Annotated in this window: 19 protein-coding genes and 1 tRNA gene; 18 read left to right on the top strand and 2 right to left on the bottom strand. The window is 57.0% G+C overall.

Translation table 11 applies throughout. From position 1 onward, the window contains the following. Nucleotides 1-12: 12 nt before the first annotated feature. On the bottom strand, nucleotides 13-1,206 hold the full coding sequence (locus WD823_RS03270; protein WP_368428057.1) for an ABC transporter substrate-binding protein: 1,194 nt from the start codon (nucleotides 1,204-1,206) through the stop codon (nucleotides 13-15). A 269-nt stretch (nucleotides 1,207-1,475) separates the two neighbouring features. Between WD823_RS03270 and WD823_RS03265 the strand changes: the two genes are divergently transcribed. The 4 genes from WD823_RS03265 to WD823_RS03250 are packed head-to-tail and all read left to right on the top strand — an operon-like array spanning nucleotide 1,476 to nucleotide 4,890. Continuing rightward, nucleotides 1,476-2,843 carry a murein transglycosylase domain-containing protein gene (locus tag WD823_RS03265; RefSeq protein ID WP_368428056.1) on the top strand — a complete coding sequence of 456 codons (1,368 nt, stop codon included), beginning with the start codon at nucleotides 1,476-1,478 and terminating at the stop codon, nucleotides 2,841-2,843. A gap of 29 nt (nucleotides 2,844-2,872) precedes the next feature. Then, on the top strand, nucleotides 2,873-3,499 hold the full coding sequence (locus WD823_RS03260; protein WP_368428055.1) for a LemA family protein: 627 nt from the start codon (nucleotides 2,873-2,875) through the stop codon (nucleotides 3,497-3,499). Between the two features lie 36 nt (nucleotides 3,500-3,535). Next, nucleotides 3,536-4,393, top strand: coding sequence for a YgcG family protein (locus WD823_RS03255; RefSeq protein WP_368428054.1), 858 nt, complete (start codon nucleotides 3,536-3,538; stop codon nucleotides 4,391-4,393). Beyond that, complete coding sequence (locus WD823_RS03250; RefSeq protein ID WP_368428053.1) at nucleotides 4,393-4,890, top strand: TPM domain-containing protein; 498 nt, start codon at nucleotides 4,393-4,395, stop codon at nucleotides 4,888-4,890. The genes WD823_RS03255 and WD823_RS03250 overlap by 1 nt, the downstream gene beginning before the upstream one ends. Before the next feature lie 21 nt (nucleotides 4,891-4,911). Here WD823_RS03250 and WD823_RS03245 read toward each other — a convergent pair whose 3' ends face one another. Beyond that, a complete protein-coding gene (locus WD823_RS03245) occupies nucleotides 4,912-5,622 on the bottom strand; it encodes an MgtC/SapB family protein (RefSeq protein ID WP_368428052.1) in 711 nt (236 codons plus the stop codon). Between the two features lie 339 nt (nucleotides 5,623-5,961). Here WD823_RS03245 and carA point away from each other — a divergent pair, with 339 nt between their 5' ends. The 14 genes from carA to WD823_RS03175 all read left to right on the top strand — a co-directional run bounded on the left by carA (nucleotide 5,962) and on the right by WD823_RS03175 (nucleotide 20,460). After that, nucleotides 5,962-7,140 carry a glutamine-hydrolyzing carbamoyl-phosphate synthase small subunit gene (gene carA / locus WD823_RS03240; protein ID WP_368428051.1) on the top strand — a complete coding sequence of 393 codons (1,179 nt, stop codon included), beginning with the start codon at nucleotides 5,962-5,964 and terminating at the stop codon, nucleotides 7,138-7,140. Nucleotides 7,141-7,176: 36 nt separating this feature from the next. Next, nucleotides 7,177-10,404 carry a carbamoyl-phosphate synthase large subunit gene (gene carB, locus WD823_RS03235; RefSeq protein WP_368428050.1) on the top strand — a complete coding sequence of 1,076 codons (3,228 nt, stop codon included), beginning with the start codon at nucleotides 7,177-7,179 and terminating at the stop codon, nucleotides 10,402-10,404. A 190-nt stretch (nucleotides 10,405-10,594) separates the two neighbouring features. After that, a complete protein-coding gene (greA, locus tag WD823_RS03230; RefSeq protein ID WP_368428049.1) occupies nucleotides 10,595-11,071 on the top strand; it encodes a transcription elongation factor GreA in 477 nt (158 codons plus the stop codon). Nucleotides 11,072-11,159: 88 nt separating this feature from the next. After that, nucleotides 11,160-11,783: an RlmE family RNA methyltransferase gene (locus tag WD823_RS03225; RefSeq protein WP_368428048.1), complete on the top strand. Its 624-nt coding sequence runs from the start codon at nucleotides 11,160-11,162 to the stop codon at nucleotides 11,781-11,783. 163 nt (nucleotides 11,784-11,946) lie between these two features. Beyond that, nucleotides 11,947-13,860, top strand: a complete 1,914-nt coding sequence (gene ftsH / locus WD823_RS03220) for an ATP-dependent zinc metalloprotease FtsH (protein ID WP_368428047.1) — start codon at nucleotides 11,947-11,949, stop codon at nucleotides 13,858-13,860. Nucleotides 13,861-13,866: 6 nt separating this feature from the next. After that, the gene (gene folP / locus WD823_RS03215) at nucleotides 13,867-14,709 is read left to right on the top strand and encodes a dihydropteroate synthase (protein WP_368428046.1); all 843 of its coding nucleotides are present in this window, start codon (nucleotides 13,867-13,869) and stop codon (nucleotides 14,707-14,709) included. A gap of 4 nt (nucleotides 14,710-14,713) precedes the next feature. Beyond that, nucleotides 14,714-16,072, top strand: coding sequence for a phosphoglucosamine mutase (glmM, locus tag WD823_RS03210; RefSeq protein ID WP_368428045.1), 1,359 nt, complete (start codon nucleotides 14,714-14,716; stop codon nucleotides 16,070-16,072). Between the two features lie 54 nt (nucleotides 16,073-16,126). Continuing rightward, complete coding sequence (locus tag WD823_RS03205; protein ID WP_368428044.1) at nucleotides 16,127-17,203, top strand: DUF2846 domain-containing protein; 1,077 nt, start codon at nucleotides 16,127-16,129, stop codon at nucleotides 17,201-17,203. Between the two features lie 167 nt (nucleotides 17,204-17,370). After that, complete coding sequence (gene tpiA, locus WD823_RS03200) at nucleotides 17,371-18,129, top strand: triose-phosphate isomerase (protein WP_368428043.1); 759 nt, start codon at nucleotides 17,371-17,373, stop codon at nucleotides 18,127-18,129. Beyond that, nucleotides 18,095-18,487, top strand: a complete 393-nt coding sequence (gene secG / locus WD823_RS03195; RefSeq protein ID WP_368428042.1) for a preprotein translocase subunit SecG — start codon at nucleotides 18,095-18,097, stop codon at nucleotides 18,485-18,487. The genes tpiA and secG overlap by 35 nt, the downstream gene beginning before the upstream one ends. Nucleotides 18,488-18,591: 104 nt before the next feature. Beyond that, nucleotides 18,592-18,676: transfer RNA gene (locus WD823_RS03190), tRNA-Leu, on the top strand. Between the two features lie 258 nt (nucleotides 18,677-18,934). After that, a complete protein-coding gene (locus WD823_RS03185) occupies nucleotides 18,935-19,291 on the top strand; it encodes an NADH-quinone oxidoreductase subunit A (protein WP_368428041.1) in 357 nt (118 codons plus the stop codon). After that, nucleotides 19,261-19,833 carry an NADH-quinone oxidoreductase subunit B family protein gene (locus tag WD823_RS03180; RefSeq protein ID WP_368428040.1) on the top strand — a complete coding sequence of 191 codons (573 nt, stop codon included), beginning with the start codon at nucleotides 19,261-19,263 and terminating at the stop codon, nucleotides 19,831-19,833. Before WD823_RS03185 ends, WD823_RS03180 begins: the two co-directional genes overlap by 31 nt. Before the next feature lie 21 nt (nucleotides 19,834-19,854). Beyond that, entirely contained in the window at nucleotides 19,855-20,460 is a 606-nt protein-coding gene (locus WD823_RS03175; RefSeq protein ID WP_368428039.1) for an NADH-quinone oxidoreductase subunit C, read from the top strand. Nucleotides 20,461-20,682: the final 222 nt, after the last annotated feature.

Here is a 20,682-nt window from a genome sequence, read left to right as displayed (position 1 = left end):
ACGGGTAACGATTTATTTTCCAGCTGTCGCTGTCGCGGAGCCGTACCAGAAAGGCATAAACGACCCAGCGCTGCCGGTAATTACCGTGAGCGTTACCAGTTTTGAGCCGCTATGATTTTTGGGAGAAAAGGATACGTGGAATTTTCCCAGGTCCACGTCACGGAATGATTCCAGGGCCGCGATAAGCTTCTCCCGAGTCAGGTCTCTGCCCGCCCGCCTCAAGCCCTCAACAAGCGCTTTGGCCGCGATGTAGCCCTCAAGATTATTGAAGGAGGCTTTACTATTGGGTTTCTGCTGTTTCAGCAACCGGCTAAACTCCATGGCTACGCTAAAGGATGGGTCGTTCGGATACGGAACCACTTGCGATATGATGACACCGTGTCCGTCCGTTCCCAGTTCGGATGCCAGTGCTTCGCTGCCAACGAAAGATACATTTAAAAACCATGTTTGACGGCCTGATTCACTCGCTTTTTTAATGAAAGCCGCGCAAGATTTGTAGGCGCTGATCATGATCACCGCGTCCGGATTAGCATTTTTAATTGTCTTGACGGCGTCCTCTACGTCGACGGTATTCCTGGTAACGGTTCCGGAGGCGACCAGCTTAAGTTTGCGTTTATCCATGGCTCGAGTTACGCCATTCAAGCCAGCCTTGCCATAGGCATCGTCCTGATAGAATATGGCGATTCTAGTCTTGTGCTGGGATGACACTAACCAGTCAACAAGCTGCTCGGTTTCGTCGAAGTAACTGGCCCGGATATTGAAAATATATTTGTTGACCGGGTTGCGCAGCCCCTCGGCGCCGGTGAACGGGCCGAAAAACGGAATCCGGGCATTGGTGATGATAGGGATCACAGCATAACTGGTGGGGGTGCCCACGTAACCAAAGAGCGCGAACACCTTGTGTTCCCCGATTAATTTTTGAGTATTGGCGATGGCCCGGTCCGGTTCGTAGCCATCGTCTAATGAGATGAGTTCGATTTTTCTGCCGTGTACGCCACCTTGCCGGTTGACTTCTTCGAAATAAGCCAACCCTCCTTCCCGCATCGATTCGCCCAATTTGGACGCCGGGCCGCTGAAGGCGGCCGACTGGCCGAGGACGATGGTATTATCCGTAACACCCACAGCAGAGTCCGCGGACGCGATGCCGGACAAGGAAATCAGGCAGAAAGTGATAAAAAAATGGTTAAACATTTTGTTGAGTTTCATAAATTCTTCTCGATAACCTGTAGGAAAAAATTAGCCGCACCTTACTAAATATAGTTGACTCCACAACTTGGGGAATTGATGACTCTGTGTGTAAATATAGCCTCAAAATAGGCCGAAAAAATTAATTTGATTTCAGTGGGTTTACCGAATCTTCTGTTCATTTTAGGTGGTTTCCAGGCATATTACCGACATCGCCGGCTTGAGTTACGATGACCGCCTGAGTGAGAACGATTATCCTTTGTGACACTAAATGTGCTCAGGAGAGGATCATGCGTCATCGAACGCTGAGGCTTTTACTGTCGCGTGTCCGCGCGATGGCGGAGCAATCTCCGTACCATGGCAATGGCGACATCCATGACATGCTGATCAGAGTTGAATATCACAGAAAAGGAATGGGTTTATTATTTTTAATTTTTCTTTCTATCATCCTGCTGGTGGGATGCTCGACGACCGGCAATAAAGCGCCGAGCATCAACCAGACGCTGGCGGTAATTACCAGCCCGACCGCGCGCACGCTCGGCAGCGTCGCCCGCAGCAGCGATCCCAAGGAAGCCCTCAAGGAAAGCCTCAAGAGCCGCAAGTCGGTTTACGAGACGAATCCCTACGCGCTGGTGCAGGACGTGCGCACCATCAAGCGCGATTACGACAAGCTGGTGACGCTGCTGACCGGCCGGGTCAAGAAGACCTGGGGCAAGAAGGAGGTGAAGCTGCCCTCGCGCGTGCAATATATAAAGTATACGCAGAACTACATGAGCCGCGCGGTGGTGGATTTCGACGCCGGCCTGGTGACGGTCGAGACGCTGGACGACAAGGACCCGCGCACCAGTCTGAAGAACGCTATTGTCACTACCTTGCTCACGCCCAACGACCCGCGCGCGGTGGATCTGTTCTCCGACAGCGCCATCACGCTCACGAGCGATAAGGAGCCGTATCTGCTCGGCCTGGTCGTGGATCAGAACAACAAGCCCGTGGCCTCGCCGGCCGATGCCGAGGGCTTTGCCGATCATCTGCTTCAAGCGCAGGCGGCGAATCGAGAAATTGCGCTCGACGGCGCCAAGAAGAACGCGCTGTACGTGAAGATTCCGATGATCGCCAATTTCGAGAACAAGCAGGCCGAGAAATACGGTCATATCGTCGAACAGTTCGCCGCGCAGTACCAGATCAGCCCGAGCCTGGTGTACGCGATCATCCGCACCGAGAGCAATTTCAACCCGTTCGCGGTGAGTTCCGCCCCGGCCTACGGCCTGATGCAACTGGTTCCCGGCAGCGGTGGGCGCGAGGCCTACCGGCGCGCCAAGGGTTCGGATGAAATTCCGTCGAAGCAATACCTGTTCGACGCGCAAAACAACATCGAGCTCGGTGCGGCCTATCTGAGCGTGCTCACCTACAAGCAGCTCGAACCGGTCGCGAACCCGGTATCGCGCGAGTATTGCGTGATCTCGGCCTACAATACCGGCCCGGGCAACGTGCTGCGCACTTTTTCCCGGGACAAAGTCGCGGCGGTGAATACGATCAACAGCTTGTCGCCTTCAGGCGTGTACCAGAAACTGCGCGCGCATCTTCCTTACGAGGAAACCCGCCAGTACCTGCACAAGGTGGTGAATTACCGCAAGCAGTTTGTCACCAAGGCGAATTGAAAGTTTCGACAAGCATCAAGGAGAGCGCCATGCGTAACAAAATAATTTTCCCGTTGTTCCTGACCGTGTTTACCTTGCTCGGCGGCTGCGGCTACAACACGCTGCAATCCACGGACGAACAGATCAAGGCCGGCTGGGCCGAGGTGCTGAACCAGTATCAGCGCCGCGCCGACCTGGTGCCGAATCTGGTGAACGTGGTGAAGGGCTATGCGGCGCACGAGAAGGAGGTGTTCACGCGCGTGACCGAGGCGCGCGCCAAAATCGGCACGATCCAGGCGACGCCGGAACTGCTCAACGACGCACGGGCCTTCGCCCAGTTCCAGGCGGCACAGGGCGAGCTGAGTTCGGCGTTGTCGCGCCTGATCGCGGTGGCGGAGAATTATCCGCAACTCAAGGCCGACGGACTGTTCCGCGATTTGCAGGCCCAGCTCGAAGGCACGGAAAACCGCATTACCGTGGCGCGCAACCGCTATATCCAGGCGGTGCAGGCGTACAACGTCACGGTGCGCCAGTTCCCGAGCAACCTGACCGCCATGGTCTTTGGTTACAAGGTGAAGCCGAGCTTTGCCGTGGAGAATGAAAAAGAAATCGCCAAACCGCCCAAGGTCGATTTCGGCGGCACACCACCGCCAGCTCCGACCGGTTCGGGATACTAGTAACTCTCCTGTCGATTACTCTATGAGGGCGCCGACATGAGGGTGCTTGCGCGCGGGCTGTTTCTTCTGACTTTATTGCTGGCGAGTCTCGCGCTGCACGCCGAGGTGGCGGTACCGCCGTTGAAAACGCGCGTCACCGATCTGACCGGCACGCTCGCCCCGTCGCAGCGCGATACACTCGAACGCGAACTACAGACTTTCGAGAGCCGCAAGGGAAGTCAGATTGCAGTGCTGATCGTACCCACCACGCAGCCCGAGGCCGTCGAGCAGTATTCCATTCGTGTGGCCGAGACCTGGAAACTCGGGCGCAAAGGCGTGGACGATGGCGTGCTGCTGCTGGTCGCCAAGCACGACCGTGAGTTGCGCATCGAGGTCGGCTACGGCCTCGAAGGTGTAATTCCGGACGCCGTGGCCAAGCGCGTGATCAGCGAAATCATCATTCCTTATTTCAAGCAAGGCGATTTCTACGGCGGTATTCATGCCGGCGTCGCCCGCCTGATCCGGCTGGTTGACGGCGAACCGCTGCCACCGCCGGAAGCGCGGGACAGGTCGTGGTCCGGTATACAGGAGATGCTGCCAATTGCCTTTCTTGCCGTCATGATTGGCGGCGGTTTTCTCGGCGCCTTGCTCGGGAGACTGGTCGGGGCCGCTGTAGCCGGTGGAATTGTGAGTGTGGTTTTCTGGATCACCATTGGCTCCCTGATCGGTTCGTTCTTGGCCGGACTCGTGGTTTTTCTGTTCACGCTGGCGATCGGTGGCAGTGGCGGGCGGGGCGGGTACGGCGGCTGGAGCAGCGGCGGGTACGGCGGCGTATCCGGCGGCAGTTGGAGTGGAGGCGGGGGTGGCGGTTTCAGCGGTGGCTTCGGCGGCGGTGGCGCCTCGGGGAGATGGTGATGACTATTGGACGAATGCTGCGTCATCTTTTCATTCCGCCGTGGCGCGTGCGCCTCGCGTTTCCCGGGAGCACGCTGCGCGCGATTGAATCCGCCATCCGCGAATGCGAAGCATCCCATTCCGGAGAGATTCGATTCGCCGTGGAGGGAACTTTACACTTGCGCGCCTTGTTGCGCGGACAAACGGCGCGCGACCGTGCCGTGGAGGTTTTTTCCCAGCTGCGGGTTTGGGATACGGAACAAAACAACGGCGTGTTGATTTACCTGCTGTTGGCCGATCACGACGTAGAAATCCTCGCTGACCGCGGCGTACACGCCCGCGTCGGGACGGAAGGTTGGGAAAGAATCTGCCGTGACATCGAGGCGATGCTGCGGGTAGGCGATTTTGCGGCCGGGGTGCTGAGCGGTATCCGTGCCGTCAGTGCACGCCTCGTGGAACATTATCCTTCGAAGCCGAATGACAAAAATGAACTCGATAACAAACCCATCGTCCTGTAGCGACGATGCCCGGAAAAAGAATCAGTCGCCGGTCGGGAAAATGTGGAACTCCCGCACTTTTTTCCGGGCGGTCAGAGTTTCCGCCAGACGCCGGTAGCTGTCCTTACCCTGGGTGCAAATCGTCATCTGGTACTCGAATATTTTTCCTTTTTCAGCCAACTGATAGCTGAGATTGGCAATCGAGAACCCATGCCTTGTAATCAGTTCACGTAAATCCGATTCGGCCGGTGCTTCATTACGCTTGTATCGGACATGCAGGCGCGCGTAAAACTGCGAGGGCATGATCGCCTCGATCCAGCGGAACAGCGAGAGCGTGCCCAGGGTCACCAGGGTCGCCACGACGGCCGGAAAATAGAATCCGATGCCGATGAGGATGCCGATCGAGGCGGTGATCCAGATGGACGCCGCGGTGGTGAGGCCGCGCACGGTGAGTCCTTCCTTCATGATCACGCCGGCGCCGAGAAAGCCGATGCCGGTCATGATGCCCTGCGCCATGCGCGTGGGGTCGACGCGCACGGTATCGAGCGGCGCATTGGGGAGCAATTGCCACTGGTAAACGGTCAATAACATCAACAGGCTTGAGGCCGTGCACACCAGGGTATGGGTGCGAAATCCGGCCGGACGACCGTGATAGGTGCGCTCGAGTCCGATGAGCCCGCCCGCCAACACCGCAAGGCCGAGATGCAGCAGGATGGTGAGATATTCCCGTTCCACAAAAATCAGTGTAGTCATAAGGAATAATGCGTGCCATGAGGGTGGCAAATGGTCATGGCGGAGGTGTTGCGCGAAATCCGGTTGCTGGAGGGATTGGTGGTGTGATCGGATAAATTTAATTAACGGGTAATTCAAGCATGAAATCGCGGTGTTTCCCCCGATGCCCGGTTCAAAAAGCGCTGCGGATGGTGTCCCGGCAGACGGTGTCGCGTTGATTCTCGCCCGCCGGTTCCGTAAAATTCCCGCTCAGCCGAAAGTACCCTAGTCTTAAAATGCATTCGAGGCGGGAGACGCACCCGAAACACCCAGGGGCCCCTCCCGCTTTTGTGTGCCTGCGCGCCTTGAGGTAACCGGTATATGCCGTCTGCACTGCTTGCGCTGGAAGATGGCTCTCTGTTTTACGGGGAGTCGATCGGCGTTCCGGGGCAGGCGGTGGGCGAGGTGGTTTTTAACACCGCCATGACCGGGTACCAGGAAATCCTCACCGATCCTTCCTACGCGCGCCAGATGGTCACGCTGACTTATCCCCACATCGGCAATACCGGCACCAACCCCGAGGACATGGAATCCGCGAGCGTGTTCGCCACCGGGCTGATTATCCGGGACCTGCCGGTTTTGCACAGCAATTTCCGCGCCACCGAATCACTCCCGGTATTCATGCGTCGGCACAAGCTCGTCGGTATTGCCGGCATTGATACACGCCGCCTGACGCGTTTGTTGCGCGAGCAGGGCGCCCAGAATGGATGCATCCTGGCGTTGGAGAAAAGCGGCAAACTCAGTATGAAAGCCGCACTCAAGATGGCGCGCGCGTTTCCCGGCCTGAAGGGGATGGATCTGGCCAAGGTAGTGTCTACCAAAAAATCTTATTCCTGGGATGAGGGCCTTTGGGAACTGGGCACGGGATTCGAACAAAAGACGGATTCGCGTTTTCACGTGGTCGCTTACGACTTCGGCATCAAGCGCAATATTCTGCGCATGCTGGCGGCGCGCGGTTGCCGGCTTACGGTCATCCCGGCCCAGACTGCGGCCGAGGATGTTTTAAAGATGAAACCGGACGGAGTATTTCTGTCGAATGGTCCCGGCGACCCCGAGCCATGCTCTTATGCTATCGAAGCGATTAAGAAAATTGTCGACACCGGGTTGCCGGTTTTCGGCATTTGCCTGGGCCATCAGTTGCTGGGCCTGGCTTCCGGGGCGCGCACCAGCAAGATGAAATTCGGTCATCACGGGGCGAACCACCCGGTGCTGGATATCGATACCGGCCGGGTCATGATCACCAGTCAGAACCACGGGTTCGCGGTTGACGAGGCCAGTCTGCCTTCGAACCTGCGCATGACCCATCGTTCATTGTTCGATGATTCGGTCCAGGGCCTCGAACGCCGCGACCAGCCCGCGTTCTGTTTCCAGGGCCATCCCGAGGCGAGTCCCGGCCCGCATGATGTGTCGCCTTTGTTCGACCGGTTTATTGAGATGATGCAAAAGTGGCAAGTAGCAAGTGGCAAGTTGCGAGAGAAAACGGCCACGAGGGTCTCATGACTTGCTACTTGAAACTTACTACTTGCTACTGAAGTTATGCCGAAACGGACTGACATCCAGAGTATTTTGATTATCGGGGCCGGGCCGATCATCATCGGTCAAGGCTGCGAATTCGATTATTCCGGGGCACAGGCGTGCAAGGCGCTCAAAGAAGACGGTTATCGGGTCATCCTCGTGAACTCCAACCCCGCCACGATCATGACCGACCCGGAAATGGCCGATGCCACCTATATCGAGCCGATTCAGTGGCAAACGATTGCCAAAATCATCGAACAGGAGCGCCCGGATGCGCTGCTGCCGACCATGGGCGGCCAGACCGCGCTCAACACCGCGCTCGATCTCGCGCGCGAAGGCGTGCTGGAAAAATTCCATGTCGAAATGATCGGCGCCACCCGCACGGCCATCGACAAGGCCGAGGATCGCGAACGGTTCAAGAAGGCGATGGAATCGATCGGGCTGAAGTGCGCGCGCGGCGCCATTGCCCACAGTCTGGAAGAAGCCATGCAGGTGCAGGCCGCCATCGGTTTCCCCGTGATCATCCGTCCGTCGTTCACCTTGGGCGGCACCGGCGGCGGTATCGCCTATAACAAGGATGAATTTGTCGAGATTTGCGAACGTGGTCTGGACGCCTCGCCCACGCGCGAACTGCTCATTGAGGAATCCATCATCGGCTGGAAAGAATTCGAGATGGAAGTCGTGCGCGACCGCCATGACAACTGCATTATCGTCTGCTCGATCGAAAACTTCGATCCCATGGGGATTCATACCGGCGATTCCATCACGGTCGCGCCGGCGCAAACGCTGACTGACAAGGAATACCAGATCATGCGCGACGCCGCCATCGCCTGCCTGCGCGAGATCGGCGTGGATACGGGGGGGTCGAACGTCCAGTTTGCCATCAACCCCGTTGATGGCCGCATGGTGATCGTGGAAATGAATCCGCGCGTGTCGCGGTCCTCCGCGCTCGCCTCCAAGGCCACGGGATTCCCGATTGCCAAGGTCGCGGCCAAACTGGCGGTGGGATACACGCTGGATGAATTGAAAAATGACATTACCGGCGGTAAGACGCCGGCCTCGTTTGAGCCCACGATCGATTATGTGGTTACCAAGATTCCGCGCTTTACGTTCGAGAAATTTCCCAAGGCCAATCCCACGCTCACGACCCAGATGAAATCGGTGGGCGAAGCCATGGCGATCGGCAGGACTTTTCAGGAATCGCTGCAAAAGGCGTTGCGTTCCCTTGAAACCGGCAGCTATGGGCTGGAACCCCAGCTCGATCCGGCGTTGAACATGGACGAGGCGTGCAAACTGCTGGCGACGGCATTGCGCGTGCCGGGAGCGGACCGGATCTGGTATCTTGCGGATGCCTTCCGTATCGGCATGAGTCAGGAAGAAATTTATGGTTTGACCCGCATTGACCCCTGGTTTCTGGCCCAAATCGCCGATCTCGTCATGACTGAAAAGACGATCGTGAAGCACGGCAAGAAAAAACCCACGGCGGAAATCCTCCGCCCGTGGAAACGCAAGGGATTTTCCGATCGCCGGCTGGCGCAACTTACGGGCGCGACGGAAAAGCAGATGCGGAGCTGGCGGCACGCGGCCAAAGTACGCCCGGTCTACAAACGCGTCGATTCTTGTGCCGCCGAATTCGCCTCAGCCACGGCCTACATGTATTCCACCTATGAAGAAGAGTGCGAGGCGGCGCCCGAGAAAAGGAAAAAAATCATCGTGCTGGGTGGCGGGCCAAATCGCATCGGTCAGGGGATCGAGTTCGACTACTGTTGTGTCCACGCCGCGTTTGCACTGCGCGATGACGGCTACCAGACCATCATGATCAATTGCAACCCGGAGACCGTGTCCACGGACTATGACACCTCTGACCGGCTGTACTTCGAGCCTTTGACGCTCGAAGACGTGCTGGAAATCATTCGCCTGGAAAAACCCGAAGGCGTGATTGTGCAGTTTGGCGGCCAAACACCACTCAAGCTTGCCCGCGGGCTCGAGGCGGCGGGAGCGCCGATTATAGGCACGACACCGGAATCCATCGATGTGGCGGAAGACCGCGAGCGATTCCAGAAGCTGATTAAAAAATTGAAACTGTTGCAGCCGCCGAACGCCACCGCGCGCACCCCGGAGGAGGCGGTGAAACTGGCCGACAAAATCGGCTACCCGCTGGTGGTGCGCCCGTCCTACGTTCTCGGCGGTCGTGCCATGGAAATTGTGCACGCCCGCGAGGATCTGGAAATGTACATGCGCGTGGCGGTGCGCGTATCCGAAGATTCACCGGTATTGCTGGATCGCTTCCTCAACGATGCGACCGAAGTGGATGTCGACGCCGTGTCCGATGGCAAACAGGTGATCATCGGCGGCATCATGGAACACATCGAGGAGGCCGGAGTACACTCCGGAGATTCGGCGTGTTCTTTGCCGCCCTTTTCCCTGTCGAAAAAAATCCTCGATGAGCTGCGCAACCAAACCGTGAAAATGGCGAAGGCACTCAAGGTGGTCGGCCTGATGAACGTTCAGTACGCCATCCAGAATGGAAAGATTTATGTGCTCGAGGTCAACCCGCGCGCCTCACGCACCGTGCCGTATGTCTCCAAGGCCACCGGTCGGCCGCTGGCGAAAATCGCGGCGCGCTGCATGGCCGGATTGTCGCTCAAAAAACAAGGCATCGTGGGTGAAGTGGTTCCTGCGTATTATTCGGTCAAGGAAGCGGTGTTTCCGTTTATCAAGTTTCCCGGCGTGGATACGATGCTCGGCCCCGAAATGAAATCCACCGGCGAAGTCATGGGTGTGGGCCGGAGTTTCGGCGAGGCCTTCACCAAGTCACAGCTTGCCGCGGGGAGTCCAATTCCGAACAGCGGGCGGGTGTTCATCAGTGTGCGCGATCCCGACCAGAAGGGTGTGGTGGCGGTCGCGCGTTATTTCAGCCAGCGGGGTTTCGAAATTCTCGCCACGCGCGGCACCGCGGCGGTGCTGGAAGCAGACGGCGTTGCCGCGCGTGGCGTCAGCAAGCTGTCGGAAGGCAGGCCGAACATTATCGATATGATCATGAACGACGAGATAGCTATAATCATCAACACCGTGTCCGACAAGCAAAGCCTGGCCGATTCCTATGCCATTCGCCGCGAGGCCTTGCAGAACAGGGTGACTTATTATACGACGCTAGCCGCGGCCCGCGCCGCCTGCGAGGCGCACCGTGCGGCAGGGGATCTTGGCGTCAGCCGGTTGCAGGATCTGCATAAGGAATTGGTAGTATGAGCAGGGAAATGGGAGAAAATCCTGACGCGCAAGACCGGACAGGGAACGAGATGTATTCTCGTTTTGATTGGCCAGTCAGGTGCTTGAGCAGGTGCCAGGATCATGAATATGTATTTTTCTGGCTCATTGTCTGATTCCGGGAGACTGAGGTAGTGCGCAATATTCTCGTATACATTCTTGAAATCGATTCATGAAAAAAACGCCGATGACAATTGCCGGTGCTGAAAAGCTCAAGGCTGAACTGCACCGTCTGAAGACGATCGAACGTCCACGCATCATTCAGCACATCACCGATGCGCGTTCGCACGGCGATATTTCGGAAAACGCCGAGTATCATGCCGCCAAGGAGCAGCAAGGCTTCGTCGAGGGACGTATCGCCGATCTCGAATTGAAGCTCGCGACCGCGCAGGTCATCGATCCCAGGACTGTCAGTGCCGACGGTCGGGTGGTGTTCGGCGCCACGCTTTGTCTTATGGATGATCAATCCCGCCAGGAGGTGACTTATCAAATCGTCGGTGATCATGAGTCGGAAATTGCCCAGGGGAAGATATCCATTAGCTCGCCCATCGCGCGCGCGCTGATTGGTAAAGAACTCGGCGACGTGGTCGAGGTCCAGGTGCCCGGCGGCATACGCCGTTACGAAATTCTCTCCATTAGTTACGTCTGACAAGGCGGTAAGTCGTGAATTGTTAGTCGTAGAACATTCATAATACACGCCTTACAATTCACGTCTTACGGTTCACGACTCACGATCCATGTCTCGTTCTAACAGCAGTCGTCGCTGGCTGGCGCGGCACGTAAAAGATAAATTCGTCAGACGTGCCCGCCAGGAAGGAGCGCGATCACGCGCCGCCTACAAGCTGGAAGAAATTGACCGGCGCGACCACCTGATCCAGACGGGCATGACCGTGGTTGATCTGGGCGCGGCGCCGGGCGGTTGGTCGCAGTACGCTATTAAACGCGTGGGTGGATCCGGTCGAGTGATTGCCGTGGATATTTTGCCGCTAGCGCCGATTCCCGGCGTTGAGGTCATTGAAGGCGATATTGCGCAACCGCCGGTGCTAGACTTGATAAGAGAGCGGCTGATGGACAAGCCTGTTGACCTTGTAATTTCGGACGTGGCCCCCAATATGAGCGGTATGGCCACCGTCGATCAGGCGCGCAGCATCGGGTTGGCGGAACTTGTGCTGGAATTCGCCGACAAAATGCTCAAGCCCGGAGGTTCCTTGTTAATCAAGACCTTTCAGGGTGAAGGGTTTAACCCGCTTTATGACCGGATGCGCGGGCGCTTTGCAAAACTTGTGTCACGCAAACCGACCGCATCGCGGTCCGAGAGCCGCGAAATATTCTTGCTGGGAAAAGGGTTTAAAGGCGTTTGATTTGCAAACTGACGGTTCAGGGGATGCGCTAACGGAACATATTTGCAACCCAATGCAGCACGTTCCCGGCGGATTTGTACCGATGAGTTATTAGTAGGAAAATACGGTTATTGCCGTACACGAGCCGCCGGTCGCGGCACTGCTGAATGCAACGAGGTAAAGCTTGAACAATCTCACGAAGAATCTCCTGCTCTGGCTTGTCATCGCCGTCGTTTTGATGTCGGTGTTCAATAATTTCGGCAACCGCCAGCAGGCCACGCGCCCGCTCGAATACTCTTCCTTCATCCAGAAAGTGAAGCAGAACGAGGTCGACCGTGTAACCATCCAGGGGCGCGAGATCGCAGGCAAGTATAAAAGCGGCGAATCATTCACCACCTACAGCCCCGAGACCGACAACAAGGCCATGATCGGGGACATGCTTGAGCACGGCGTCACGATCGAGGCCAAGCCGCCGGATGAGCAATCGCTGTTGTTGACCATCTTCATCAATTGGTTCCCGCTGCTGTTGCTGGTGGGCGTGTGGGTATTTTTCATGCGCCAGATGCAGGGCGGTGTGGGTGGCCGCGGCGCAATGAGCTTCGGCAAGAGCAAGGCGCGCATGCTCAGCGAGGAACAGAACAAAATCACGTTTGACGATGTGGCCGGTGTCGAGGAGGCCAAGGAAGAGGTGGGGGAACTCGTGGAATTTCTGCGTGACCCGTCCAAGTTCCAGAAACTCGGCGGTCGTATCCCCAAGGGGGTGCTCATGACCGGCAGCCCGGGTACGGGCAAAACGTTGCTCGCGAAGGCCATTGCCGGCGAGGCGAAGGTTCCTTTTTTCTCCATTTCCGGTTCTGATTTTGTCGAGATGTTTGTCGGTGTCGGCGCTTCGCGCGTGCGCGACATGTTTGAGCAAGCGAAGAAGCACGCACCCTGCATTATATTTATCGATGAAATCGATGCTGTCGGGCGTCAGCGCGGCGCGGGCCTCGGTGGCGGACATGACGAGCGCGAACAGACATTGAACCAACTGCTCGTCGAAATGGATGGTTTTGAAGGCACCGAAGGCGTGATCGTGATCGCGGCCACCAACCGACCGGATGTCCTCGACCCCGCGCTCCTGCGACCGGGCCGATTCGATCGTCAGGTATACGTACCGCTTCCCGATATTCGCGGGCGCGAGCAAATACTGAAAGTCCATATGCGCAAAGTGCCGGTATCGGATGATGTGGATGCAAATATTATCGCGCGCGGCACGCCCGGTTTCTCCGGCGCGGATCTGGCGAATCTTGTCAATGAAGCCGCGCTCTTCGCCGCGCGCGCGAACAAACGTCTTGTGGACATGGAGGATTTCGAGCGCGCCAAGGACAAGGTGGTGATGGGCGCGGAACGTCGTTCGATTGTCATGCCCGAGAAAGAGCGCAGAAACACGGCGTACCATGAGTCCGGACATACCGTGGTCGCCAAATCACTGCCCAATACCGACCCGGTACACAAGGTTACGATCATTCCGCGCGGTCGCGCGCTGGGTGTCACCATGCAATTGCCGACCGAAGACCGATACAGCCATGATCGGGAGAGCCTGCTCGCGACGATCGCGGTGCTGATGGGCGGACGTATTGCCGAAGAAGTGTTCATGCACCAGATGACGACCGGTGCGTCCAACGATTTCGAACGCGCAACCGATCTGGCGCGCAACATGGTCATGCGCTGGGGCATGTCGGATGTGATGGGTACGCGGGTATACGGCGACAATCAAAGCGAGATATTTCTCGGACGCGATGTCATGACGCACAAGAACATGAGCAACGCGGTGGCCGAAACCGTTGACAAGGAAATCCGCCGCATCATCGACGAGCAATATGCGCGGGCGCGCGCCATCATCGAGGAGAACCGTGACAAGGTCGAGAAGTTGGCCAAGTCGCTGCTCGAATGGGAGACGCTGGAATCCGACCAGATCGAAGCCATCATGGCAGGCAAGGAACCGCGTCCACCGGCGGGATTGGATGGTTCGTCCTCGAACGATGCCGGCACTCCAAAGAAGCCGAGCGGCAAGGTAATCAAACCGCGCCTCGACTCGCCCGCCGGAGAGCACTGAGCTGAAATGACGGTACTGGACTGCGGCGGGCGGCGGCTCGATTTGAGCCGTCCCGCGGTCATGGGAATTCTCAATGTCACCCCCGATTCGTTTTCGGACGGGGGTGTTTTTTTGTCCCGCGAAAATGCCATCGCTCACGCCCGGCAAATGATCGAGGCCGGCGCCGATATGATCGATATTGGCGGCGAGTCGACCCGGCCCGGCGCATCATCGGTCCCGGCGCAGGAGGAGCTGGAGCGTGTGCTCCCGGTCATAGAGATCCTGCACGGGGAGTTCCCATTGCCGCTATCTGTCGATACCTCCAAGCCCGAGGTTATGCGGGCCGCGGTGGCGGCGGGGGCGGGGTTTATCAACGATGTGCGTGCCTTGCGTGAAGTCGGTGCGCTTGAGGCTGCGGCGGAATTGCAAGTGCCGGTATGCCTCATGCACATGCAAGGCGAACCGCGCATGATGCAGGAAAATCCTGTTTATCGTGAAGTCGTGGCCGAGGTAACCGATTTTTTGCGTGTTCGCCTGAAAGCCGCCCAGGATGCGGGTATTGCGGCCGAACGCCTGGTGATCGATCCCGGATTCGGTTTCGGCAAAACCCTGGCGCATAATCTAGAATTACTGCGAGGCCTCGATAAACTGAATTGTCTCGGCGCACCGATACTCGCCGGATTGTCGCGCAAATCCATGATAGGCCATGCGCTGGGATATCCCGTTCATCGGCGTCTCCACGCGAGTGTGGCGCTGGCGATACTGGCGGTGCAGAATGGCGCGCGAATTGTCCGGGTGCACGATGTGGGCCCGACGGTCGAGGCGCTGCGTATGTGGAAGATCGTGTACCCGGGAAGCAGGGGAGAGTAAGAACATGGACAAGAAGCGACACTATTTCGGCACCGACGGTGTTCGCGGCAAGGTCGGCGATGATCCGATCACTCCGGAAACGATTCTCAAGCTGGGCTGGGCCGCCGGGCGCGTACTTGGCAAAGGGGCATCCGATCACGCCAAGATACTTATCGGCAAGGACACGCGGATTTCCGGATATCTTCTCGAGTCGTTGCTGGAGGCCGGGCTCTCCGCGGCCGGCGTGGATATTAATTTACTCGGACCGATGCCCACCCCGGCAATCGCTTACCTCACGCGTACGGCCCGTGCCCGCGCCGGCATCGTGATTTCCGCCTCGCACAACCCCTACGACGATAACGGCATCAAGTTCTTCTCGTCCGAAGGCACCAAATTGCCGGACGAGGTGGAACTCGCCATTGAAGAAATGATGCAAAAGCCGCTGACCACGGCAAAACCGGCGGAACTCGGCAAAGCCAAACGGTACGACGATGCCGGAGGACGGTACATTGAATTCTGCAAAAGCACTTTTCCACACCGACTCGGTCTTAGCCACCTGACCATCGTTGTGGATTGCGCGAATGGCGCCGCCTACAACATCGCCCCGCATGTTTTCACCGAACTTGGCGCCAACGTCATACCCATCGCGAATGAGCCCGATGGATTCAACATCAATCATGAATGCGGCTCGACCCAGCCGGAGCTTCTGCGCAAGACCGTGCTGGAAAAAAACGCGGATCTCGGCTTGGCGCTCGATGGCGATGGCGACCGGGTCATCATGGTTGATAACAACGGTAATATCATCGACGGCGACCAAATGCTTTACGTGATCGCGCATGAACGCCAGCGAAGCGGTCGCCTGCGTGGCGGTGTTGTCGGAACGCTCATGAGCAATCTGGGCCTTGAGCATGCGTGCGGGGCACTCAACATACCCTTTCGCCGAGCCGCCGTCGGCGACCGCTATGTGCTGGCGATGTTGCATGATCAGGGATGGGATCTGGGCGGTGAAACCTCGGGCCACATCATCTGTCTCGACCGCAGCACGACGGGAGACGGCATCATTGCGGCGTTGCAGGTTCTGTTGGCCATGATTGGCGCAGGCAAAACGTTGGCCGATATCAGCGCTGGCATGGAAATTTATCCCCAGAGCATGATCAATGTGCGGATGAAACGGCGTTTTGATGTCAAGGGATCGGTTTTCGTGCAGCAGGCGATCAAACAGGTGGAAAAAGAGCTCGGGAATGCGGGCAGGGTGGTCCTTCGCGCCTCGGGCACCGAGTCGGTAATCCGCGTCATGGTGGAAGGGCGCGATGCGGAACAGGTCGCGCGCCTTTCCCGTCACCTTGCTGATACCGTGCAGCGTGCCGCGGACCAGGCGGCTTAAGAGCGCATGATCGCGCGCTCGTTGTCCGGAAAATTACAATAAAGCAAAATCTTGATGGAAACTACACGTGTCCGGGTTGGTGCCATGGCGCTGCTGCTGTTGCTCGCTGCGGGAGAGTCATTTGCAGAAGTGACATTCGCTCCCAAGGCAGATGATGTTCGCGCCAAGAATGCCCTGCCCCCGTCCGGGAAGGCGCTGGTCTTTTTGTTCCGGGAAGACAACACGGAAAAAAAAGGTGAAGAACCGGTATGGCTCGATGACAGTTACATGGGTATGAGCGCGCCGCGTTCCTATTATTTATGGGCAGTCGATCCCGGAAGACACAGGATAGCCGCCGGGAACGACCGTGGTGTGACCGTGGCACTGGACGTTGAATCCGGCCGCAACTACTTTGTGGCACTGCGCGTCACGGCAACCGGTGCGCCGCTTGAGTTGAAATCAGTTTCATACGCCCGGGGACGTGTGGCCGTCAACCGCTGCCGGTTGATTGAAGCCGAATCGGCATATACTGCCATGGCACTCGGCCGACCGGTTCCGAAGGCCAAGCCAACGCGAGAAGCCAGGCCGGCTTCCGGATTAACGACTGGGTCGCCAGGACCCGGTCATGCACAAGGTGTTGCCCTGATGTTGAAAACCGGCAGCGTTAAAATGTCTAACCGCCGCCAAACCATTCAGACCGCATCCGGTTCGGTGCCGTCGGAATTTGCGGACAGCGCGTCCAGCCCCTTCAGTTTTGAAGGGGAATGGCGCCTGAAAAACGGTTTGGCTTTCGGTTTCGAGTTGATACGTTACAGCAATAAACTTACCGCTACTTCTACGGGCTTGGCCAGCACCATGGACTTCGGCGGTGAAATGTTCAATGGAAAGAAATATTTTTCCGCCGGTGGTAACTTCTATCCATATCTTGGTCTCGGTGCGGGTGTGGCGAGATCGGACTTCAGCGGCGCGGCCTTAAGCGGCGATACCATCGGGTTGGCCTTTCAGGCCATGTTCGGATTCGAAATGCGCTGGCGCCAAGTCAGTGCCTATACCGAACTGAAGCGGCTTTCGGCGAAGACTGAAGATGATGCCGGCAATTCGGTCGACGCTGGCATTCGCGGCCTCTATATCGGCGCCAGTATGTTGTTCTAGGCATCCGGTATCCGTGCCGGAATGCCCCGCATTACGCCGCCGCCAGGTAAGCCTGTGGCGAGCGCCTAAAAGTGTTGCTTGGTTGGCGTTTGACAATTGCTTTCTGTGAGGGTGACCGGTAACATCGCGCGCATTTTTCTGCACCGAACTGCTTATCCGGAGGAGACATGGCTACGCGTCGGCCGCTGGTGGCGGGTAATTGGAAAATGCACGGGAATCGCGTGGAAACGGCGGCGCTCGTTGCTACCATCCGGCATGGTGTTGATGCTTTCTCTGTCGCGGACGTGGCGGTTTGTCCGCCCTTTATCCTGATACCGCTTGTTGCCGAAAAACTCGCAGGCGGCCCCGTTTTTTGGGGCGGGCAAAACCTGAGCACGCACAAATCCGGCGCCTACACCGGTGAAATATCCGGCTCAATGCTCAAGGATTATGGCTGTACGTATGTTATCGTCGGACATTCCGAGCGGCGCACGTTGTATGGCGAGAACGATAGTCTGGTGGCGGAAAAATACGGCGCTGCTCAAGCCGCAGAGCTGATTCCTATTCTGTGTGTGGGCGAGACTTTGCAAGAGCGGGAATCGAATCGGACTGAAGACGTGGTGGCCAGACAACTGAATGCCGTGATCCGCGCGCATGGCGTGAGCAGCTTTAAGCATGCCGTGATTGCTTACGAACCCGTGTGGGCCATCGGTACCGGCAAAACCGCCACACCGGAGCAGGCGCAGGACGTGCACCGATTCATCCGTGGACGCCTGGCCGTCATGGACAAATCCGTGGCGGACGGCGTCCGTATTCTTTATGGTGGAAGCATGAAAGCAACCAGTGCGGGCGAGCTTCTGGCCCAGCCGGATATCGATGGGGGATTGGTCGGCGGCGCATCGCTGTCAGCGGATGAATTTCTTTCAATCTGCCGTGCCGCCAAATGAAGGAGATACTATGAGAGATCTGGTACTGGTGATTGATGTGTTATCGGCTGTATTCCTGATTGCGCTGATATTGCTTCAGCAGGGCAAAGGTGCGGATATCGGAGCGGCCTTCGGCAGCGGCGCCTCACAAACGCTTTTTGGCAGCCGGGGCTCAGCCAATTTTTTGACTCGCACCACGGCGGTATTGGCCGCGATTTTTTTCCTTTCCAACCTCGGGCTTGCCTGGCTGTATTCTCAGAATACTGAGCCCGCGAGCGTGACCCAGAGCGTGGAGACGAAGCCGCAACCGAAGACCGATATGCCGATATCTCCTTCCGAGGTGCCCGCGCCACCCAAGGCGCCTGAAGTTCCAAAATAACACGTACATTCAGTTCCATAATTATTAAACGAAGCAGCGGGCATCAAGATCAGATTCATGTTTTGCTATTCGCGCGCTGCCGCTAAAATAACCTTAAGTTTCGCGCCGAAGTGGTGAAATTGGTAGACACGCTATCTTGAGGGGGTAGTGGCGAAAGCCGTGTGGGTTCGAGTCCCACCTTCGGCACCATTTAATTAATAAACAAAAAAAGTAAAAATAATTTATTCATTGCTTGCCTTGACTTAAAACGAACACCGAGTTCTTGTTCAGGAAAATATTAAATTACTAAGGTCTTTGTGATCGGCGAAAGTAACATAATCCTATGAAAGTTAGAGGTTTTTTACACTGGTGGATGCTTGACATCCTTTGTTGTGAGGGCCTAGACTCGCCGCATCTTCATATCCATCGTGTTGCCATGTATTCCACCGGGGTATTCCCGGGATTTGAATGCTAGAAGGTTACCTTCCCATCCTGATATTCATTGCTGTCGCTCTCGTCATGGGCAGTGTCATCGTTTTGGCGGGACGACTGCTTGGCCCGCACCACCCTTATGATGAAAAGCTGTCACCGTACGAGTGCGGATTTGAAGCGTTTGAAGATGCCCGCGTGAAGTTCGACGTCCGCTATTATCTCGTTGCCATCCTGTTCGTTATTTTCGATCTTGAAATTGCGTTTTTATTCCCGTGGGCGGTTGTGCTTGATGAAATCGGCATGTTCGGCTTCCTTTCGATGATGGTATTTCTCGGAATTCTGGTCGTTGGCTTCATCTACGAATGGAAGAAGGGGGCATTGGAATGGGAGTAATAAGAGGCGTTCTGGATACGCCCGCCGGCACCGGCTTTAAAGGCATCTCCCGGCCCGAAGCCGGCCGGGGCCTGGAGAGTATTTCCCAAAAAGGCTGGGTAACCACGCAGGCAGACAAGTTGATCAACGCCGCCCGGACGGGATCGCTCTGGCCCGTGACTTTCGGACTTGCGTGTTGCGCGATAGAAATGATGCACTCCGCCGCCGCGCGCTACGACTTGGACCGTTTCGGTATCATTTTCCGAGCGAGCCCGCGCCAGGCCGACGTCATGATCGTGGCAGGTACGTTGGTAAATAAAATGGCGCCGGCGCTGCGCAAGGTCTATGACCAGATGGCCGAACCCCGCTGGGTGATTTCGATGGGTTCCTGCGCCAATGGCGGAGGTTATTATCATTATTCCTATTCCGTGGTGCGTGGTTGTGACCGCATCGTGCCAGTGGACGTTTATGTTCCCGGTTGTCCTCCGACCGCGGAAGCCCTGCTTTACGGCATCATTCAGCTGCAAAAAAAAATCAAGCGGACGAATACCATTGCCCGCTGATACCACCGAGAAATTCTGGTCATGAATGAAGTTCATCAGCAACTCGTCGCGCACGCCCGGGAATTATTCGGCGCGGCGATCACCGGCGAGCGCGAGTCGGCCGGACAACTCACATTGGAAGTACAGCGTGACAAAATCCTCGAGGTATGTCGCGCCATGCGCGACAATGCGGTTTTTTCGTTCGCGCAATTGATCGATCTGTGTGGCGTGGATTACCTGGATTATAAGCGCGAATCCCCCCAGGGACCGAGAAAGGGCCCGCGGTTTGCCGTGGTTTACCATCTGTTGTCGCTCAAACACAATCGAAGGCTGCGGCTGCGCACGTACCTGGACGATGAAAACCCCCTGGTTGCCTCAGTGACCGGCATCTGGAATTCAGCCAACTGGTACGAGCGCGAGGCGTTCGATCTTTTCGGTATCGTGTTTGAAGGGCACCCGGATCTGCGCCGCTTGCTCACCGATTACGGTTTTATCGGGCATCCCTTCCGCAAGGATTTCCCGCTTATCGGCGAGGTCGAAATGCGTTATGACGCGGAAAAACAACGGGTAGTTTATCAGCCGGTTTCCATCGAGCCGAGAATTCAGGTGCCGCGGGTCATCCGCGAGGAAGGTTTTGCCGAGGATTGAGCATCATGGCTGAGATCCGTTATTACGTGTCGAGCGGCCTGCGGCCGCATTTATACTTGAGGGTGGCTGACCCACGGAAACCTCTTGTGTGCGCTCCGCGCACGGCTCAAAAGCATATTTGCGGGGTGCTCCGCCCCTGCACCCTGGGTGACTTTTCTTTGTACGGACAAAGAAAAGCAACTGTATCCGGTGTCAAGCTTTGGCGTACTGTGCCGCATCCCA

Origin of the sequence: Sulfuricaulis sp. (assembly GCF_040901545.1) — a bacterium.
Classification (GTDB): Bacteria; Pseudomonadota; Gammaproteobacteria; order Acidiferrobacterales; family Sulfurifustaceae; genus Sulfuricaulis.
Note: the sequence above shows the minus strand (reverse complement) of the source record. Positions and strands in the feature narration are given on the sequence as shown.

Coding starts and splice junctions, on each gene's coding strand:
- WD823_RS03270 (WP_368428057.1), bottom strand. CDS start 1,206: ATGAAACTCAACAAAATGTTTAACCATTTTTTTATCACTTTCTGCCTG.
- WD823_RS03265 (WP_368428056.1), top strand. CDS start 1,476: ATGCGTCATCGAACGCTGAGGCTTTTACTGTCGCGTGTCCGCGCGATG.
- WD823_RS03260 (WP_368428055.1), top strand. CDS start 2,873: ATGCGTAACAAAATAATTTTCCCGTTGTTCCTGACCGTGTTTACCTTG.
- WD823_RS03255 (WP_368428054.1), top strand. CDS start 3,536: ATGAGGGTGCTTGCGCGCGGGCTGTTTCTTCTGACTTTATTGCTGGCG.
- WD823_RS03250 (WP_368428053.1), top strand. CDS start 4,393: ATGACTATTGGACGAATGCTGCGTCATCTTTTCATTCCGCCGTGGCGC.
- WD823_RS03245 (WP_368428052.1), bottom strand. CDS start 5,622: ATGACTACACTGATTTTTGTGGAACGGGAATATCTCACCATCCTGCTG.
- carA (WP_368428051.1), top strand. CDS start 5,962: ATGCCGTCTGCACTGCTTGCGCTGGAAGATGGCTCTCTGTTTTACGGG.
- carB (WP_368428050.1), top strand. CDS start 7,177: ATGCCGAAACGGACTGACATCCAGAGTATTTTGATTATCGGGGCCGGG.
- greA (WP_368428049.1), top strand. CDS start 10,595: ATGAAAAAAACGCCGATGACAATTGCCGGTGCTGAAAAGCTCAAGGCT.
- WD823_RS03225 (WP_368428048.1), top strand. CDS start 11,160: ATGTCTCGTTCTAACAGCAGTCGTCGCTGGCTGGCGCGGCACGTAAAA.
- folP (WP_368428046.1), top strand. CDS start 13,867: ATGACGGTACTGGACTGCGGCGGGCGGCGGCTCGATTTGAGCCGTCCC.
- glmM (WP_368428045.1), top strand. CDS start 14,714: ATGGACAAGAAGCGACACTATTTCGGCACCGACGGTGTTCGCGGCAAG.
- WD823_RS03205 (WP_368428044.1), top strand. CDS start 16,127: ATGGAAACTACACGTGTCCGGGTTGGTGCCATGGCGCTGCTGCTGTTG.
- tpiA (WP_368428043.1), top strand. CDS start 17,371: ATGGCTACGCGTCGGCCGCTGGTGGCGGGTAATTGGAAAATGCACGGG.
- secG (WP_368428042.1), top strand. CDS start 18,095: ATGAATTTCTTTCAATCTGCCGTGCCGCCAAATGAAGGAGATACTATG.
- WD823_RS03185 (WP_368428041.1), top strand. CDS start 18,935: ATGCTAGAAGGTTACCTTCCCATCCTGATATTCATTGCTGTCGCTCTC.
- WD823_RS03180 (WP_368428040.1), top strand. CDS start 19,261: ATGGAAGAAGGGGGCATTGGAATGGGAGTAATAAGAGGCGTTCTGGAT.
- WD823_RS03175 (WP_368428039.1), top strand. CDS start 19,855: ATGAATGAAGTTCATCAGCAACTCGTCGCGCACGCCCGGGAATTATTC.